Raw genomic sequence first — 16,909 nt, forward strand, 5'->3', positions numbered from 1 at the left:
GTGCCCGTGCCCGTGCCTGGTCCTGCCGGGGCCAGGCACGGGGGCGCCCGACGGGTCAGAATCGTCTCCGTGAACCCGACCACCGCCCTCAGCGACTTCCTCCGCACCCGCCGTGCCGCCCTCCGGCCCGCCGACGTCGACCTCCCCGACTACGGCGGCCGGCGCCGGGTCGCCGGCCTGCGCCGAGAGGAACTCGCCCACCTGGCCGGGGTCAGCGTCGACTACTACACCCGCCTCGAACAGGGCCGCGTCGGCAACCCCTCCGAAGCCGTCCTCGACGCCGTCGCCCGAGCCCTACGCCTGGCCCCCGACGAGTCCGGCCACCTCCACCGCCTCGCCCGCCCGTCCGGCCGCGTGCGCCGCCGCCCCACCGCGCGCCAGCAGCCCCGCCCCTCCCTGCTGCGCCTGCTCGACCGACTCGACGGCACACCGGCCGTGGTGATGGGCCACCGGATGGACATCCTGGCCTGGAACCGGGCCGCGGCAGCCGTCTTCGGCGACTACGGAGCCCTCCCGCCCGAACACCGCAACATCGCCCGCATCACCTTCCTCGACCCGGCCTCCCGCGACCTCTTCGCCGACTGGTCCACCTGCGCCCGGGAGAACGTCGCCTTCCTCCACCTGGAGGCCGGCCGCCGCCCCGACGACCCCCGCCTCGCCGAGCTCATCGGCCAACTCTGCCTCGGCAGTCCGGAGTTCAACGCCTTCTGGGCCGAACACCCGGTCGCCGACAAGACCTCCGGCCGCAAACGCTTCCACCACCCCGTCGCCGGCCTCCTCGACCTCACCTACGACACCCTCCGCCCCGCCGACGACCCCGACCAGGCCCTCGTCACCTACACCGCCGACCCCGGCACCCCCTCCGACGACGCCCTCCGCCTGCTGCTCAACTGGTCGGCCAGTCGCTGAGGGCGTGTCCAATGGTGTCCATCATGGACGGCACCGCACTGCAGGACCTCGTCAACGGGCTCCCCGCCGCGTTCGCAACGGCCCCGCGCCCCACCGGCATCGACGCCTGCCCGTGCTGCAACGCGCCGGCCGGGATCGAGACCCTGCTCCGTACCCCGCGCGAGCGGCTGGGGCCGGACGAGCTGACGCACTACGCCACCTCGGCGCTGAGCACCGTCGGCTCGCCCGGCGACTTCCGCTACTTCGCCCCCCGCATCCTCCAACTCGTTCTGACCGGCGAACTCACCGTCCCCGACCTGGAAGTGGTCGGCGTCAAGCTCGCCCGGGCCGGCTGGTACGACTGGCCGGAGGCCGGGTACCTGCGCCGGCTCCTGGACGCACTCTGGTCGGACGCCCTCCACAACGCCGAGGAGTGGTGGGACGCCGAGTCCGTCCTCTGTGCCCTCGCCGCCGCCGACCCGGACCGCACCGGTGACCGGCTAGCAGAATGGGCCCGCCTGGCGACCCCGACGGCCGTGGAGCGGCTGCACGAGCTCGCCCTCGCCGGGTGGCTCGAACCCTCGAACGCCTTCCGGGACAAACAGAGCTCCGCGTACCGTGCCCTCGCCGAATGGCTGCACGGCCCTGACCTCCAACTCGCCGTGGAAGCGGCCGTGTTCCGGACCGACGACCCCGCCCAACTCGAACAACTCTTCACCGTCCATGACATCCTGGCGCCATGACCCACGACATGGCGCCGCCGCTGCTCGCGGTCGCAGTACTCCTGCTCATCATCAAACTGGCCCGACAACGGCGAAACGGCAAGCCCTTACCGCTGGTGCCGCGCTCGGTCCCGGCACGGGTGACGGGCGTCGCCGTCCTCGCGCTGGTGGTGGTCTCGGGAGTGGCGGGCGGTCAGCCCTGGGACGCGTCGCTCGTCCCGGCCGTCTCGCTCGGCGGCCTGGCGGGGGCCTTCGTGGACCTCCGCCACCGCTGAGACCGGCGCCGCAGCCTCACCCGAGAGCCCTCACCCGACACTGCCCCCGTCAGCGCTCACTCGAAGCGTGCCGGGTCGCCCGCCCCGCGCCGGACGATCTCCGCCTCCCCGTCGGAGAAGTCGATCACCGTGGTCGGTTCGGTTCCGCATTCGCCGGAGTCCACCACGGCGTCCAGCACGTGGTCCAGCCGCTCCTTGATCTCCCACCCCTGGGTCATCGGCTCGTCCTCGCCGGGCAGGATCAGGGTGCTGGAGACCAGCGGCTCGCCGAGTTCGGCGAGCAGCGCCCGGGTGACGGCGTGGTCGGGGATCCGGACGCCCACCGTCTTCTTCTTCGGGTGCAGCAGCCGGCGCGGAACCTCCTTGGTGGCGGGGAGGATGAAGGTGTAGCTGCCCGGGGTCGCCGCCTTGACGGCCCGGAAGACGTAGTTGTCGAGCTGGACGAACTGCCCGAGCTGCGCGAAGTCCTCGCACATCAGGGTGAAGTGGTGCCGCTCGCCGAGGCGCCGGATCGAGCGGATCCGCTCCAGGCCCTCGTGGTTGTCCAGTCGGCAGCCCAGGGCGAAACAGGAGTCGGTCGGGTACGCGATGAGAGCCCCGGACCGGACGCTGTCGGCCACGGTGCTGATGGTGCGCGGCTGGGGGGACTCTGGGTGCACGTCGAAGTACTTCGCCATTGGCCGACCCTACGGGATGTCGGCCGCCGATCGCTGCAACCGTGACGCCCCGGGTTCTGGCGGGCCGCCGACTTGCCGCGTACGGTCGGTCGGCATGGGCTTCGACCAGGCGCGGGTGAACCGGATCTTCCGGCCGGAGACGTACGCTGAGGACGTGCCGTACGGGCTCTTCCGCGAGCTGCGGGCCGAGGCGCCGGACCGGTGGGTGGAGGAGTCGGCGCGCGGGGTCGGCCCCGAATATCCTGACCCTGGATCAACTGGCCTGCAGCGCGCTGTCCGGGTCCTCGCCCAGGGGCTGCTGTCGGGTGTCAGCTGACGATATGACGATGATTCGTCAACAGGGCGGGCAGTCGATAGGGTGCGGGATCAACTACCGCGCCTCACTTGTGAGATCCGGTCAGGATGCACGCCCTGGGGAGGCGGAGCTCCGCCACGCCCTTCCGCGCACCCGACCGGCCGAGCCATCGAACATGGGCGCGGGCTTCACGGTTGGGCCGACCGGCGCCGGCCGATGGGATCAGGAGGAATGCATGGCACAGATCATCGCCGAGGTGTCGCGGACGTTCAACGAGTATCTGCTCCTTCCGAATCGGACTCGAACCGATTGCAGGCCCGCGGCCGTCGATCTGCGTACGCCCCTGGTGCGGCACCGCGCGGGCGAGGCGTCGGCGATCGAGCTGCACGCCCCGTTCGCGTCGGCGATCATGCAGGCGGTCAGCTCTCCGGAGCTCGCGATCGCGCTCGCCCGCAACGGCGGTCTGAGCTTCATCCACCACAACCAGTCGATCGAGGAACAGGCAGCGGCCGTCCGGAAGGTGAAGAACTTCAAGGCCGGGTTCGTCACCAGTGACACGAACGTCCGGCCCGACGACAGCCTTCGCGACCTGGTCGGGCTCATGGGCCGAACCGGCCACAGCACCGCCGCCGTCACCCACGACGGGAGCGCCACCGGACGCCTGCTCGGACTCGTGACCTCGCGCGACTTCCATCCCCAGCGGCACGACCTCGAAGGACCTGTCAGTGGCCGGATGACCGCCGTCGGCGACCTGCCGCATGCCGGCGTCGACGTCACCCTCTCCGAGGCGAACGCGCGGCTGTGGGAGGAGCGACTGGACTGCCTTCCGGTGCTGGACGACGAGGGGCACCTGCAGCATCTGGTGTTCCGGTCCGACTACGCGGACAACAAGCGCTTCCCGAACCAGGTCGTGGACGCAGACAAGCGCCTGCGCGTGGGTGCGGGCGTCAACACCCACGACTACCGCGATCGTGTCCCGGCCTTGCTGGAGGCGGGCGCGGACGTCCTGTGCTTCGACTCGTCCGACGGCTACAGCGACTGGCAGGCCGAGGCACTGACCTGGACGAAGAAGCACTATCCGGAGATCCCGATCGGCGGCGGCAACGTGGTCGACGGCGAGGCGTTCACCTTCCTCGCCGAGGCCGGTGCCGACTTCGTGAAGATCGGGGTGGGCGGCGGCTCCATCTGCATCACGCGCGATCAGAAGGGCATCGGCCGGGGCCAGGCGAGCGCCGTCCTCGACGTCGCCGCGGCCCGCGACGCCTTCCTCGAGCGCACCGGCGACTACGTGCCGCTCTGCTCGGACGGTGGTCTGGTGGAGGACTACCACGTGGCGCTGGCGCTGGCGATGGGTGCGGACTTCGTCATGATGGGGCGGTACTTCGCCCGGTTCGACCAGGCGCCCGGTGCGAAGATCCCCACCCGGGACGGTTTCGTCAAGGAGTACTGGGGCGAGGGCTCCAACCGTGCCCGGAACTGGCAGCGCTACGGCCAGGGCGGCCAGGGACTGGTCTTCGAGGAGGGTGTCGACGGCTACGTTCCCTATGCCGGCGATCTCAACGAGGGTCTGGCCACCACCATTGCGAAGATCAAGTCCACCATGGTCTCCTGTGGCTCGGTGACGCTGCCGGAGTTCCAGTCCTCGGCGCGACTGACCTTGGTGTCCGAGCAGAGCCTTCAGGAGAGTCACGCGAGCGTCGCCCTCCGGGACACCTCCGGGACGGTCGCCTGAGACCAGGCTCCGCGGGCCCGCCCGCGATGACCGGACCCGCAGGTGACGGGAGTCGATGACTCGATCACCTGCGGGTCCGGTCCGGTTCAAGCCGCGAGGTGGGTGTCGAGCCAGCCCGGGAATTCGGTCAGGTCGTTCAGTACGACATCGGCACCGGCCTCGCGCAGTTCGTCCGCGGTGTACGGCCCGGTGGCCACTGCCACCGCGAGTGCGCCGCCTGTCCGTGCCCCGGTGATGTCGCCGAGGTGGTCACCGACGTAGACGCTGGCACCCTGCTCCCGCAGAACGGAACCCTTGCGGTCGGCGAAGACCGAGCCGAAGACGTCGTCGACCTTGATGTCGAGCGCGGCGAGGTTCAGTCGGGCATTGGGCTCGAACTTGCCGGTGACGACGATCGGTCGACCTCCGTGCCGGTAGACGGCGGCGATCGCCTCGAGCGCACCGGGCAGCAACTTGCCCACCGGGGCGCCGTGTTCGGGGAACAGTGCCCGATACCGGTCGGCAGCCGCGTCCACCTGATCGGCGGGGAACCAGTAGGCCATCTCCTCCTCGATCGGCGGGCCGACGCGGGTGATCGCCAGGTCGCTGTCGATGGCGACCCCCGTCTCGGCCGCCACCATGTCCAGCACCGCCTTGATGCCCGGTCGGCCGTCGGCCAGCGTCATGTCGAGGTCGAAACCTATGGTCAGTGCCGGTGCGGGGGACGCATTGATCTCGGTCGTGTTCATGGCAGCCATGATCCAACCAACCTTTCTGCGAAGCAACCCTGAGGATCAGTCAGCAGCGCGGGCTACGGCGGTGGGCTGGGGCGGTGTGGAGCGGGCGCGGTGCCCGAGTTCCTGTCGGGCGCCGCGGGAGCGTCGTCGAACGGCCGACTCCGGCAAATCGGTCTCAACCCGGTGGTTCTGATGATTTCGACGCCAATGCTGGCACGGGCGGAGCTTTCCGACCCGACCGACCGTCAATTGTGAGTTCTCGGTGGATGAAAGTCCAAGCGATCTTGCCGAGGGGGCGCCTGCGATGTAGCTTCGTCCACAGCGTCATGGACACGTCCAGCTAGCGGTTCGGAGTCAACCGGGGGGCTGTGTTTGCCGATGAAGTTCTTGTGTTGAACGATGATCCGGCTGTTATGGCTGCGATCACGCTCGGGGGCCCCGGGCGCCGGAACGGTCCGTCCGAGTTTTCCGGCGCAGCCGAATCGGTTTCCCGGACAGGCGCATCGGCCACTGCGACACGGTGCCGGACTGTTACCGCACTATCGAAATCCGGAATTCCTTCAGGGTAGGCCTTTCCTGGCGCGCTCGTCAGGATCTTTCACTGCCGTGCGGCAGTAAGGAGGACTCATGAAAACCGGTCAACAGCGGGACGGCGAATCAAGGGTTCCAGTGTTCAAGGATTTCCGGGCTGGCGTTGCATTTCGCGACGTCATGCCGGTGCTGGCCAATCGAGACTCCTTCAGTTCGGCGCTCGAGGACCTCACAGAGTGGTCAACTCCGCTCACTCCGGACTACGTTGCCGGCATAGACGCGCGAGGTTTCATCCTCGGCGGGGCTTTGGCGGATCGCTTGGACTGCGGCTTCCTGGCCATTCGCAAAGAGGGGAAGCTGCCGGGCGAGACGGTGAGCCGGACATTCTCCGGTGAATACTCGACCGATCGGATCGAGGTTCGCAAGGATCTGGTGCAGCCCGGTTCCCGAGTCCTCATTCATGATGACATCGTTGCCACCGGAAACTCGGTGGCGGCCGCCGTGGAAATGCTCGAGGAGCTTGGTGCCACGGTGGTCGGAATCACCTGCCTGATCGAGAAGTCGTTCCTGAAGGGAAGGTCGCGGGTGAGCGTGCCACTCTTCTCGGTCTATTCGTTCGACGCGTAAGGGAGTTGCTCGTGGCAGTGGAAGCAGCACAGCAGACATCAGTGCAGGAGCGGCTCGCGCAGTTATGGACCGCCCGGCTGGAGATATCGCCGATCGGACTGGACGACGATTTCTTCGAGCTCGGTGGCGACTCGCTGACCGCAGCGGAACTGCAGGGCGATATCGACAAGGAATTCGGGGTGGAGGTTTCGGCCACGACCCTCTTCCTGTCGCCCACGATCACGGAGTTGACGCAGGTGATCGAGGAGGCCGTGGCGGCCGCTCCGTCCGGGACGACCGGCGCGCACCCGGGAGGCCGTCAGTGAGCACCGGTACGGCAAGAGACCTCACCGATCCCGGGCTCTACTCCCAGGGCGAACCACACGAGGTCTGGCGTCACCTTCGCGAACACGACCCGGTCCATTGGCAACCGAACTCCGGCCGTGGCGGCGGCTACTGGGTCGTCACCCGGTATGCCGATGTCGAGCGGGTGCTGCACGACTACTCCGCCTTCACCTCGGAACGAGGCACGCTGCTCAACCTGCTCGGCCGCGGTGACCCGGCAGCCGGGAAGCAACTGGCGGCGACCGACCCACCGCACCACGACCGAGCGCGGATCCCGCTCAAGCAGGCACTCGCCGTCAAGCCGCTCGCATCGTTCTCCGACCGGATCCAGGCCGGCATCCGTGACCTGCTCGCCCCCGGTGCCGACGGGCAGCCCTTCGACTTCGCGGTCGCGATGTCCCAGCTGCCGCTGGTCGCCCTCGGCCCCATCCTGGGGCTGCCCACCGAGGACTATCCGCGTCTCATCCGACTGGCCATGATGTCGACGGCGGAGGAGGATCCCGAGTTCCAGCTGCCGGGCGGAGTGGAGCCGACGCTGAAGCGCGGTCATCGTGAGATCTTCGCCTACTTCTCGGACCTGGTCCGGGCACGGCTGCGGAATCCCGGTGACGACCTGATCAGTGTGCTGGCCGAGACCGAAGTGGACGGCGAGCGCATCTCGACCGGTTCGGTGATCTCCAACTGCTACAGCATGCTGCTGGGTTCGGCCGGGACTCTGCCGCACGTCCCGATCGCCGCGATCGTCGAACTGGCCGGGAGCCCGACTTACGGGGACTGGGCCGCGCACCCGGAGCTGCTGGACTCCGGTATCGAGGAGGCCCTGCGCTGGGCCACGCCGGCCAGCAACTTCATGCGCTACGCACTCCACCCGGTCGAACTCTCCGGCGTGCCGGTCGCGGAGGGCGACGCCGTGGTCGCCTACCTGGCCTCGGCCAACCGGGACGCCAAGGTCTTCCCCGATCCCGATGTGTTCGACATCCGGCGACGCCCCAACCGGCACCTCGCCTTCGGCGTCGGCCATCACTACTGCGTCGGCTCGCACCTCGCCCGGCTGGCCCTGCGCCTGCTGTTCACCGAACTGTTCGCGACGTTCTCCTCGATCGAGGTGGTCGGCGAGATCGAGCGGATGCACTCGACGTTCCTGGCCGGCTTCAAGCGGGTCCCAGTCGCAGGAGTTCCCCGCAGGGCCACGGTGGAGGGCTGACTCAGATGACCCACTGGGTACCAGACCTGCCAGTCGTGCCACTCCACGCCCCGCCGCACATCCTCGACCTGATCGAGCCATTCCGGGCCCAGGGCACGGCAGTTGTCGACGGTGAGGGATCACTCGGCTACGCGGAGCTGGACGAGCGGTCCGCCGTGATCGCCACCGCGCTGCGGGCCGCTGGGGTGGAGCCGGACAGCCCGGTCGTCGTGCACGCGCGGCTGTCCCGTTGGGCGGTCGTCGGCATGCTCGGGGTGCTGCGTGCGGGAGCGCGATACGTCCCTGTGGACGCCGGGTTCCCGGTCGCCAGGCAGCGCTACATCGCGGAGGCGAGCGGCGCGAGGTTCTCGGTGTCGGAGCCTGGTCTGGGCATCCGGCTCGACAACCTCCGGACGGTGCAAGCCGATGCCGAGGGTTCCCGGGGTGAAACGGTCCGCGGCACCCTGGCGTACACCTGCTTCACCAGCGGGTCGACCGGGCGGCCGAAGGGCGTCACGATCTCCGCCTCCGCGCTGGCGGCCTCGACCGCGGCCAGACTCGAGTACTACCCCACGCCGGTCTCCACCTTCCTGCTCTGTTCGTCGATCTCGTTCGACAGTTCGGTCGCCGGCATCTACTGGACCCTGGCCTGCGGCGGCCGACTGGTCATCCCGAGCGACCGCCCGGCGGACCTGCTGGCGGTCGGCCGGGCCGCGCAGGAGTACCGCGCGTCGCACCTGCTCATGCTTCCGTCGCTCTACGACATCGCCCTGCGCGGTGGCCTCGCCGAGCGGGCCGGCGCGCTGTCGACGGTGATCGTCGCGGGGGAGGCATGCCCTCCCGACTTGGTCCAGCGGCACTTCGACGCGCTCCCCCGTACCCGGCTCTACAACGAATACGGTCCGACGGAGTGCACGGTGTGGAGCGCGGTCCATGAGTGCACCCGGGCGGATGCGGACCTTTCCGACGTACCCATCGGGCGCGCTGTTCCCGGGACCCGCCTCTACGTCCGGTCCGCCGATGGTGCCGCCGTACCGACCGGGGAACCCGGGGAGCTCCACATCGGCGGACCGGGCCTCGCCGAGCTCGGTTCGGACCTGTACCGCACGGGTGACATCGTGTCCGTCACCGCCGAGGCCGAACTGCGCTTCCACGGCCGGGCCGATCACCAGCTCAAGCTCGGTGGGATGCGCGTCGACCGCTCCGAAATCGAACAGGCACTGCGCACCCACCCGGACGTGGAGGCCGCCGCAGTCGGTGTCTGCAGCGTCCAGGGACGGAAGAAGCTGGTCGGCTTCGTGAGCCCGACGAACGGAGAAGTCGACCAGCGCACCCTCCGGGCGCACCTCATCGAGCGCCTGCCGGCCGTCGCCGTGCCGAGCCGCATCGTGCCGCTGTCCCGGCTTCCGGTGCTGCCCAACGGCAAGCTGGACCACGGTGCGATCGACCAACTGGCTTACGACGCACTGCCGCAGAAGAACTGACCGACCGAAGGAGGTGGCGATGACAGCCGCACCACCCCGATGGCTGATGTGCCGTCAGCGGCGAGCCGGCGCCGCCCTGCGCCTCTACTGCTTCCCGCACAGCGGTGGCTCGCCCGGTGAGTACCAGCGCTGGGCGGACCGACTCCCCGCCGAGGTCGAGGTGTGGGGGGTCCAACTCCCGGGCCGCGGAAGCAGGATGCGCGAGTCGGCCATGACCGACATGCGAGAACTGGTCGGCGCGCTGACGGAACAGGCCGAGTTCTCGGGCCCGTACGCCTTCATCGGGCACAGTCTCGGTGCGATCGTCGCCTATGAGACAGCTGTCGCGCTGCGCGACCGCGGACGCCCGGAGCCGCAGCAGCTCATCGTGTCCGTGAACGGCCCCCCGCACCTGCACCGCCCCGGACTGCCGCTCCACCTCCTCGACGGCGCCGACTTCGTCCCCCGGGTCGAGGAGCGGTACGGACCACTGCCGGAGCTCGGGAGCGACGCGCGGATGCGTGAGCTGTACCTGGCCAACCTGCATGCGGACCTGACCATCGTCGCGACCTACCAGTATGTCCCGACAGCCCCGCTGAGCTGCCCCATCCTCGCTCTCGGCGCCACGGACGACTGGGAGGACGAAAGCCGGCTCGGCGAGTGGCGCCGGCACACCACGGGTCCGTCCGCCGTCCGGCTCTTTCCCGGCGGCCACTTCTACTTCCGAGACCACCCCGACCTCTTCTTCGACTGCCTCACGGACAGCCTGACCGCCCTCACCAAGGGCTCGGCCGTCCCCTCGGCACCCGATATCAAGGGAGCACCGTGACAGACCAGACCATCGATCTGCGGAGCGACACCGTCACCAGGCCCACTGCGGCCATGCGAGCCGCCATGGCCGCCGCCGAGGTCGGTGACGACACCCTCGGTGACGACCCCACGGTGATCCGGCTGGAACGGATGCTCGCCGACGCCTTCGGGTTCACCGGAGCACTGTTCCTGCCCAGCGGCGTCATGGCCAATCAGCTCGCGCTCCGTCTGCTGGTACCGCCGGGGCAGGAGCTGCTGGCTGACGCGGGTGCGCACTTCCTCCTCTACGAGGACGGGGGAGTCGCCTGGCACGGCGGGATCCTGACCCGGACGACGGTCTCCGACGACGGCCTCATCGACCCGGAGGTGCTCGCCCGGATGATCCGTCCGGCTACCGCCTACGGCAGCGGGACGCGGGCGGTGGCGGTGGAGAACACCCACAACGCGGCCGGCGGCGTGGTGTACCCCCTGGCCGCGCTGCGGGAGATCCGGCGGATCACCCGCGAGGCCGGGGTCGCGGTGCACTGCGACGGCGCCCGGCTCTGGAACGCCCATGTCGCCAGCGGCGTTTCCTTCGAGGCTTACGGAGCCTGTTTCGACACCCTGTCCCTCTGCGTCTCCAAGGGGCTCGGCGCGCCCGCCGGCACCGTGCTGCTCCTCGATGCCGACCGTCTGGAGGAGGCCCGGGTCATGCGGCACCGGATGGGCGGCTCCATGCGGCAGACCGGGATCCTGGCGGCCGCTGCCATCTACGCCTTCGAGCACAACATCGGGCGGATGGCCGAGGACCACTCGAACGCGGCCCTCATCGCCGGTCTGCTGCGCGACAGTGGACTGGAGGTTCGGGAACCCCAGACCAACCTCGTGTTCGTGGAGGTGCCCGATGCGGCCAAGGTGCAGGAGCTCTGCGCGACGGCCGGCGTGCGGGTCTCGGTCATGGGACCGCGGACGGTCCGGCTGGTGGCCCACTTGGACGTCGACAAGCAGCAGTGCGAGCGGGCGGCGCTGACGGTAGCCAAGGCGGTCGCCCAACTGGCCACGAGCAGCTGAGTATGTGTAGGAAGATATTGAGATGTCATTCCGAGTGTGGCTGTCGGCCCGGTTCTTCCTCTTCTTCCTGACCTGGAGCTCCTACCTCTCCTACTGGGGGGTCTGGCTGCTCGCGTCAGGCTTCGGGCCAACAGAAGTGACCGCGATCATCACCGCCGGTCTGGTGTCACGCTCGATCTCCATAGCCGTCGTCTTCCCGATGCTCTGCCGAACGATCCCGCTTCGGAGACTGTCGCAACTGCTCGCCTGGACGGCGACGGCACTCAGCCCGCTCTACCTGACTCACCCTCAGTTCGGCTCCATGCTGGCCGTATCGGTTCTGGTCGGCATCAGCTATCCCCTGCTGATGCCGCTCAGCGAGACCCTGGCGACCATCGGCGCAGCGAACGGGCAGGTCGACTACGGGAGCGTCCGCTACTTCGGCTCGGCAGGGTTCCTCTTCGGTCTGTGCGTGTCCGGCGTGGTCGGGCGGTTGGCCGGCAGCGGCGCACTGGTCGGGGTGTTCGTCGTGGGCTGCCTGCTGCTCGCGGTGGCGGACGTGGTGAGCCCGGTCGGATTCCCGACGGTGACGACCGTGGCCAGTGGCGGCCGTGTTCGGCTGCTGCGCAACCGCGTCTACACCCTCGGCCTGGGCAGTTCCGTGCTGCTCCAGGGTGCGCACGCGGCGTACTACGCCTTCGGCGCCGAATACTTCAGCCGGCTCGGCGTGTCGAGCATCAACGTCAGCCTCATGCTGGCGCTGGCCGTCGGGTGCGAACTGCTCCTGTTCAAGTACGCGGGACCGCTGCTCGGCGGCTATCCGGTCCCTGTTCTCTTCGCGGCCGCCGCGGCGATCTCCGTTCTGCGCTGGGGTTTGCTCGCGGTACCGATGCCACTGGCCTTCGTGGTGCTCACGCAGACGCTCCACGCGGGCACCTTCGCGCTGACCCACCTCGCGCACGCGCGCTGTGTGCAGAGCCATGTCCCCGAGGACCTCTGGCCCAACGCCCAGGCGCTCTACGCCGGGCTGGCCATCGGCCTCGGGGTCGCCGCCGTCACCGCCGTCACCGGCCCGCTCTACACGGCCTCCCCGCATTGGGCGTTCCTGGCGATGGCGGTGGTCTGCCTGCCCTGCTTCCTGCTGGTCAGGTTGCAGGTCAAGGTGCTGCGCGACGAAGCGGCGGTTCCCGACAGCGTCTCGTGAACTACCCCGCGCGCCGACCAGGTCCGTCCGGGCGCCGTCGCCCGGTCAGCCAGACGTAGACCAGGTTCGGCGGTGGAGGACTCGGGCGGGTGCGCGGGCACTGCAGGCTGCGCGGCCGTGCCCCCGTGCGCGCGTCCGATCGGATGAGACCCGCCCAGCGCCGGGGCGCGGACCCGCCGGGCGGGGAACCCCTCCCGAACCCGGGCGGGAAGGGCCCGCCCGCGGACGCGTGGAGGCGACATGGGGCACGGCGGAAACGTGATCGACGAGTTGACGACCGACCACCGGGAGGTGGAGCGGATGTTCGGTCGCATCCAGGCGATGAGCGGCGGCGGACAGGAGCTGCGGGACCTCGTGGACGAGGTCACCATCGAGCTGGTGCGGCACTCGGTCGCCGAGGAGCAGTACCTCTACCCGGCGGTGCGCGAGCACGTCGAAGGCGGGGCGCGGCTCGCGGACAAGGAGATCGAGGAGCACAACCGGGTCGAGAAGCTCCTCAAGGAACTGGAGAAGACGAGGGCCGACGACCCGGAGATGACCTCGCTGCTGCGGCGGCTGATGGACGAGGTCGCCGCACACCTCCAGGACGAGGAGAACAACCTCTTCCCCATGCTGCGGCAGGCCTGTACGCCCGAGCAGCTGAACGATCTCGGGGACAAGATCCGCCGGGCCAAGGCCATGGCACCCACCCGCCCCCACCCGTCCACTCCCAGCACCCCGATGGCCAGCAAGCTGCTCGCACCGGGCGCAGGCCTGGTGGACCGGGCACGCGACTTCGTCACCGGGCGCGGCAAGTCCTGAGCTGGTCCCGACAGGCCCGGTGGGTGCGGACCCGGCAGCCGGCCTCCGCACCCACCCGGCCGGAAGTGACGGGCATCATGCCGTTGCCGGGCCGAGCCCGCCTACACTGGCGGCCACGAGCGGAGCAGTGCGGCTTCGCGCCGTAACTCGCGGAACCCGGCCGGGCAAGCGAGCTTGCCCCGAGGAGGACGCCCTGTCCGCCGATCTCACCCCCGTCATAGCCGCCGGCACCCGCTGGCTGCTGACCGCCTTCCCGCCGGCACCCGGCGCGTTCAGCCGGGCCCTGGCCGAGGCCCAGGCGGGCCAGGCCGTCACCCTCGCCGCCGTGCTGCGCTACCCCACCGACCTCGACGCGCAACTGCTGCACCTCCTGGGCCCGGGCGGCAGCGCCCGACTGGACTGGCTCACCGGCGCCGAACACGACCGGCCCGCCGAGGACACCGCCTGGCGGACCTGGGTGGACGAGACCGTCGTCAGCTGGGCGGCCTGCCTCCTGGCCGACCCGGCCCTCGTCCCACTCGCCCAGGCCGCCGCGGCCGCCGCGGGCGCCGGTGCGACCGGCGCCGTGACCCGCCTCCTGCGCCCCGGCGACCACGAGCACCAGGCGGCGCCCCTGCTGCGCCACCCCGACCTCCTCGAGCCGATCGCCGCCCTGCACCGGGAGATGCTGCTGCACCGGCTCCAGGAGGAGAACCTTCCCCTGCGGTAGACGGGACCCGGTTCGACCGGCCCACGCCGGGGCCCGTGCAGGAGGCCGGGGCTCGTCACGTTCGGCGGACCGCCTGGAGACCGCGCACGCGACAGCCCCTTCCGGTAGCGCTGCGTGACCGTTTCGGTTCGGGGGTCGAGGCTCCGCCGGTGGGCGGCTGCTGCTGGACTGGCGGGTTCGGGCCGGGGCGGGACGATGGAGTGAACCGACGCCGTCGTTGCAGCTGGGTGGGCGTCGGCGGGAGGAGGTGGCCGAGTGGACGCCGGGCACGCGACGCCGTCGGGTGCCGCCCAGCCGGGCCGGGATCCCGCGATGGAGCCGGGCGGGCTGCTGGACGTGCTGGGCGTCGCCGCGGTGGTGCTGGACGCGCAGGGGCGGATCGTGCTGTGGAGCCCGCAGGCCGAGGACCTGTTCGGCTACCGGGCGGCCGAGGCGCTGGGCCGTCCTGCCGCCCAGGTGCTGGTCGAGGAGCAGCACCTGGAGCTGGTGCTGTCGCTGTTCACGAAGGTGATGCTCGGTGGCGGGGCGTGGGCCGGGGTCTTCCCGGTGCGGCACAAGGACGGGTCCACGCTGCTGGCCGAGTTCCGCAACATGCGCCTGGAGGACGAGCACGGCCAGTACTACGCGCTCGGCCTGGCCACCGACCAGGCCACACTGCGCCGCCTGGAACGGGACCTCGCACTGTCCCTGCGGCTGGTGGAGCAGTCCCCGATCGGGCTGTCGGTGATGGACACCGACCTGCGGTACGTCCTGATCAACCCGGCGCTGGAGCGCATCAACGGCATGTCGGCCGCCGAGTGCCTGGGCCGCACCGTCCGGGAGGCGCTGCCGTTCCTGGACGCCGACACGATCGAGGCGGCGATGCGGAAGGTGCTGGACACCGGCACCCCGCTGTTGAACCAGTTCACCACGGGCCGCACCCGTCTCGACCCCGGGACCGAACACGCCTGGTCCGTGTCCTTCTACCGCCTGGAGGATCCCGCCCACCGGGTGATCGGCGTCGCCGTCACGGTCATCGACGTCACCGAGCAGCACCGGGCCTCCACCGCCGCGGCAGCGGCCCGCCGACGCCTCACCGTCGTCGCCGAGGCGTCCGAACGCATCGGCACCACCCTGGACCTCGACACCACCACCCGCGAACTCGCCGACGTCCTCGTCCCGGAGTTCGCCGACATCGCCGCCGTCGACATCCTGGAAAGCGTCCTCACCGACACCCTGCCCCCGACCGGCACGGACGACCCGGTCCTGATCCGGGCCCTGGCCGTCAAAGCCGCCTATCCCACCCCCGCCGCCGACGCCGCCGACCCCGTCGGCGAGATAGCCAGTTACGACGCCACCCGTCTGATCACCCGCTGTGCCCGTACGGGTCGCCCGGTCCTGCTGGCCCACGTCACCGACCGTGACGTGCCGCGTATCGCCAAGGACGACCGGGCCGCCGAACTGCTGAGGCAGGCCCGGGTCCACTCCTACCTGGCCGTACCGCTGCGCGCCCGGGGCCAGGTGCTGGGCGCCCTCGACCTCAAACGCGCCCGCAACGACCAGCCCTTCGACCACGACGACCTGGTACTGGCCGGTGAACTCGCCGCCCGTGCCGCCGTCGCCATCGACAACGCCCGCTGGTACCAGCGCCAGCGGCACGCCGCCCTCGCCCTCCAGCGGCACCTGCTGCCCGGCTCGCCCCCGCAACCCCCCGGGTTGGAAGTCGCCTACCGCTACCAGCCGACGGCGAGCGTCGGCGAGGTCGGCGGCGACTGGTTCGACGTCATCCCCCTGGGCGACGACATGACGGCTCTGGTGGTCGGGGACGTCATGGGCAGCGGCATCAACGCCGCCGCCACCATGGGCCAACTCCGCACTGCGGCAAGGACACTGGCCGGTCTCGACCTGGCGCCGGCCGCCGTCCTCACCCAGCTCGACCGGATCGCCGCCGACCTCGGCGAGGTTATCGCCACCTGCGTCTACGCGGTGCACGACCCCCGTCGGCGCCGTGGCCGCATCGCCAGCGCCGGCCACCTCCCCCCGGTCCACACCCGCCCCGGGCGCCCCCCGGTCCTCCTCGAGCTACCCACCGGCGCGCCCCTCGGCGTCGGCGGCGTCACCTTCCGGGACGCCCCCCTCGACCTCGCGGTCGACGACGAACTGGTGCTCTACACGGACGGGTTGGTGGAGACCCGCGACCACGACATCGACACCCGCCTCGCGGCCCTCACCGACCTCCTCGGACGGCCCCGCCGCTCCCCGGAGGAGACCTGCGACCTCCTCCTCGGCGGCCTGCGCCACCGGAGCGGAAACGACGACATCGCCCTGCTCGTCGCCCGCGCCAGAGCTCTGCCGCGCGCGGACGGAACCGCGCGTTCGTGAGCGGAACCCGTCCCGGGCCCACCGCCGCAGCGCCTGGTCTCCGGCTTCCGGAACGGCGGGCGGTCAGCCCGCGCAGGCCGGGCAGAGCCCCCGGTAGGTGACCTCGGCCCCCGAGAGGGTGAAGCCGAAGCGCTGCTCGGCCGGGAGATCGGCGAGCGGGTTGCCGACGGGGTGGACGTCGCGGATGGCGCCGCAGCCGGTGCAGACCAGGTGCTGGTGCGGCCGGTGGGCGTTGGGGTCGTAACGCTTGGCGCGCCCGTCCGTGGACACCTCGATGACCTCGCCGAGGGTGACCAGCTCGCCGAGGGTGTTGTAGACCGTCGCGCGGGAGATCTCCGGCAGGCGGTCGGCCGCGCGGGCGTGCACCTCGTCGGCGGTCAGGTGCACGTGCTCGCCGTCCAGGACCTCGGCCACGACACGCCGCTGGGAGGTGAGGCGCCAGCCGCGCTCGCGCAGTCGTTCCAGCAGGTCACTCATCACGGTTCACCTATTCAGGTCACGGGGAGGACCGGAGTTTACCAACCGGCGTCCGCTGCGGTCCGTTTCCCGACCGGATACGGGT

19 protein-coding genes are annotated in these 16,909 nt (G+C 70.4%); 16 read left to right on the forward strand and 3 right to left on the reverse strand.

The annotated features are described in order from the left end of the window. The first annotated feature begins 69 nt into the window (after positions 1-69). Genes HS99_RS35760 through HS99_RS35770 form a run of 3 tightly spaced genes read left to right on the forward strand, consistent with a single transcriptional unit; the run spans position 70 to position 1,885 of the window. Positions 70-909, forward strand: a complete 840-nt coding sequence (locus HS99_RS35760) for a helix-turn-helix domain-containing protein (protein WP_232543003.1) — start codon at positions 70-72, stop codon at positions 907-909. Positions 910-932: 23 nt separating this feature from the next. After that, a complete protein-coding gene (locus tag HS99_RS45505) occupies positions 933-1,631 on the forward strand; it encodes a hypothetical protein (RefSeq protein ID WP_157846526.1) in 699 nt (232 codons plus the stop codon). After that, positions 1,628-1,885 (forward strand): hypothetical protein, encoded by a 258-nt coding sequence (locus HS99_RS35770; RefSeq protein ID WP_030279941.1) that lies wholly within the window; start codon positions 1,628-1,630, stop codon positions 1,883-1,885. Before HS99_RS45505 ends, HS99_RS35770 begins: the two co-directional genes overlap by 4 nt. Before the next feature lie 56 nt (positions 1,886-1,941). On the opposite strand, the gene HS99_RS35775 is transcribed toward HS99_RS35770, so the two are convergent. Continuing rightward, positions 1,942-2,562, reverse strand: a complete 621-nt coding sequence (locus HS99_RS35775) for an L-threonylcarbamoyladenylate synthase (RefSeq protein ID WP_030552509.1) — start codon at positions 2,560-2,562, stop codon at positions 1,942-1,944. Between the two features lie 94 nt (positions 2,563-2,656). Here HS99_RS35775 and HS99_RS35780 point away from each other — a divergent pair, with 94 nt between their 5' ends. Next, positions 2,657-2,878 carry a hypothetical protein gene (locus tag HS99_RS35780; protein ID WP_030552507.1) on the forward strand — a complete coding sequence of 74 codons (222 nt, stop codon included), beginning with the start codon at positions 2,657-2,659 and terminating at the stop codon, positions 2,876-2,878. Positions 2,879-3,092: 214 nt separating this feature from the next. Continuing rightward, the gene (locus tag HS99_RS35785; RefSeq protein ID WP_030279937.1) at positions 3,093-4,589 is read left to right on the forward strand and encodes an IMP dehydrogenase; all 1,497 of its coding nucleotides are present in this window, start codon (positions 3,093-3,095) and stop codon (positions 4,587-4,589) included. A gap of 86 nt (positions 4,590-4,675) precedes the next feature. Here the strand turns inward: HS99_RS35785 and HS99_RS35790 are convergent, their stop codons facing one another. Further along, a complete protein-coding gene (locus HS99_RS35790) occupies positions 4,676-5,326 on the reverse strand; it encodes an HAD family hydrolase (protein WP_030279935.1) in 651 nt (216 codons plus the stop codon). Positions 5,327-5,416: 90 nt separating this feature from the next. Here HS99_RS35790 and HS99_RS45510 point away from each other — a divergent pair, with 90 nt between their 5' ends. From HS99_RS45510 to HS99_RS35840, 11 genes are all read left to right on the forward strand, one after another. Then, positions 5,417-5,560, forward strand: coding sequence for a hypothetical protein (locus HS99_RS45510; protein WP_157846525.1), 144 nt, complete (start codon positions 5,417-5,419; stop codon positions 5,558-5,560). 372 nt (positions 5,561-5,932) lie between these two features. Next, positions 5,933-6,463, forward strand: coding sequence for an adenine phosphoribosyltransferase (locus HS99_RS35795; RefSeq protein WP_046386169.1), 531 nt, complete (start codon positions 5,933-5,935; stop codon positions 6,461-6,463). An 11-nt stretch (positions 6,464-6,474) separates the two neighbouring features. Next, positions 6,475-6,768: an acyl carrier protein gene (locus HS99_RS35800; protein ID WP_157846524.1), complete on the forward strand. Its 294-nt coding sequence runs from the start codon at positions 6,475-6,477 to the stop codon at positions 6,766-6,768. Continuing rightward, positions 6,765-7,991, forward strand: a complete 1,227-nt coding sequence (locus HS99_RS35805) for a cytochrome P450 (RefSeq protein WP_030552505.1) — start codon at positions 6,765-6,767, stop codon at positions 7,989-7,991. Before HS99_RS35800 ends, HS99_RS35805 begins: the two co-directional genes overlap by 4 nt. Before the next feature lie 35 nt (positions 7,992-8,026). Then, the gene (locus HS99_RS35810) at positions 8,027-9,454 is read left to right on the forward strand and encodes an amino acid adenylation domain-containing protein (protein ID WP_158876504.1); all 1,428 of its coding nucleotides are present in this window, start codon (positions 8,027-8,029) and stop codon (positions 9,452-9,454) included. A 19-nt stretch (positions 9,455-9,473) separates the two neighbouring features. Then, complete coding sequence (locus tag HS99_RS35815) at positions 9,474-10,262, forward strand: thioesterase II family protein (protein ID WP_078867101.1); 789 nt, start codon at positions 9,474-9,476, stop codon at positions 10,260-10,262. After that, the gene (locus HS99_RS35820) at positions 10,259-11,293 is read left to right on the forward strand and encodes a threonine aldolase family protein (protein ID WP_030552501.1); all 1,035 of its coding nucleotides are present in this window, start codon (positions 10,259-10,261) and stop codon (positions 11,291-11,293) included. The genes HS99_RS35815 and HS99_RS35820 overlap by 4 nt, the downstream gene beginning before the upstream one ends. A 22-nt stretch (positions 11,294-11,315) precedes the next feature. Beyond that, positions 11,316-12,476, forward strand: a complete 1,161-nt coding sequence (locus HS99_RS35825; RefSeq protein WP_078938748.1) for an MFS transporter — start codon at positions 11,316-11,318, stop codon at positions 12,474-12,476. A 240-nt stretch (positions 12,477-12,716) separates the two neighbouring features. Further along, complete coding sequence (locus HS99_RS35830; RefSeq protein ID WP_030279918.1) at positions 12,717-13,277, forward strand: hemerythrin domain-containing protein; 561 nt, start codon at positions 12,717-12,719, stop codon at positions 13,275-13,277. A 193-nt stretch (positions 13,278-13,470) separates the two neighbouring features. Next, on the forward strand, positions 13,471-13,986 hold the full coding sequence (locus tag HS99_RS35835; protein ID WP_030279916.1) for a hypothetical protein: 516 nt from the start codon (positions 13,471-13,473) through the stop codon (positions 13,984-13,986). Positions 13,987-14,298: 312 nt separating this feature from the next. Further along, on the forward strand, positions 14,299-16,347 hold the full coding sequence (locus HS99_RS35840; protein ID WP_078867111.1) for a SpoIIE family protein phosphatase: 2,049 nt from the start codon (positions 14,299-14,301) through the stop codon (positions 16,345-16,347). A gap of 63 nt (positions 16,348-16,410) precedes the next feature. Here the strand turns inward: HS99_RS35840 and HS99_RS35845 are convergent, their stop codons facing one another. Next, on the reverse strand, positions 16,411-16,824 hold the full coding sequence (locus tag HS99_RS35845; RefSeq protein WP_030279912.1) for a Fur family transcriptional regulator: 414 nt from the start codon (positions 16,822-16,824) through the stop codon (positions 16,411-16,413). Positions 16,825-16,909: the final 85 nt, after the last annotated feature.

It is taken from the genome of Kitasatospora aureofaciens, assembly GCF_001188955.3.
Classification (GTDB): Bacteria; Actinomycetota; Actinomycetes; order Streptomycetales; family Streptomycetaceae; genus Kitasatospora; species Kitasatospora aureofaciens.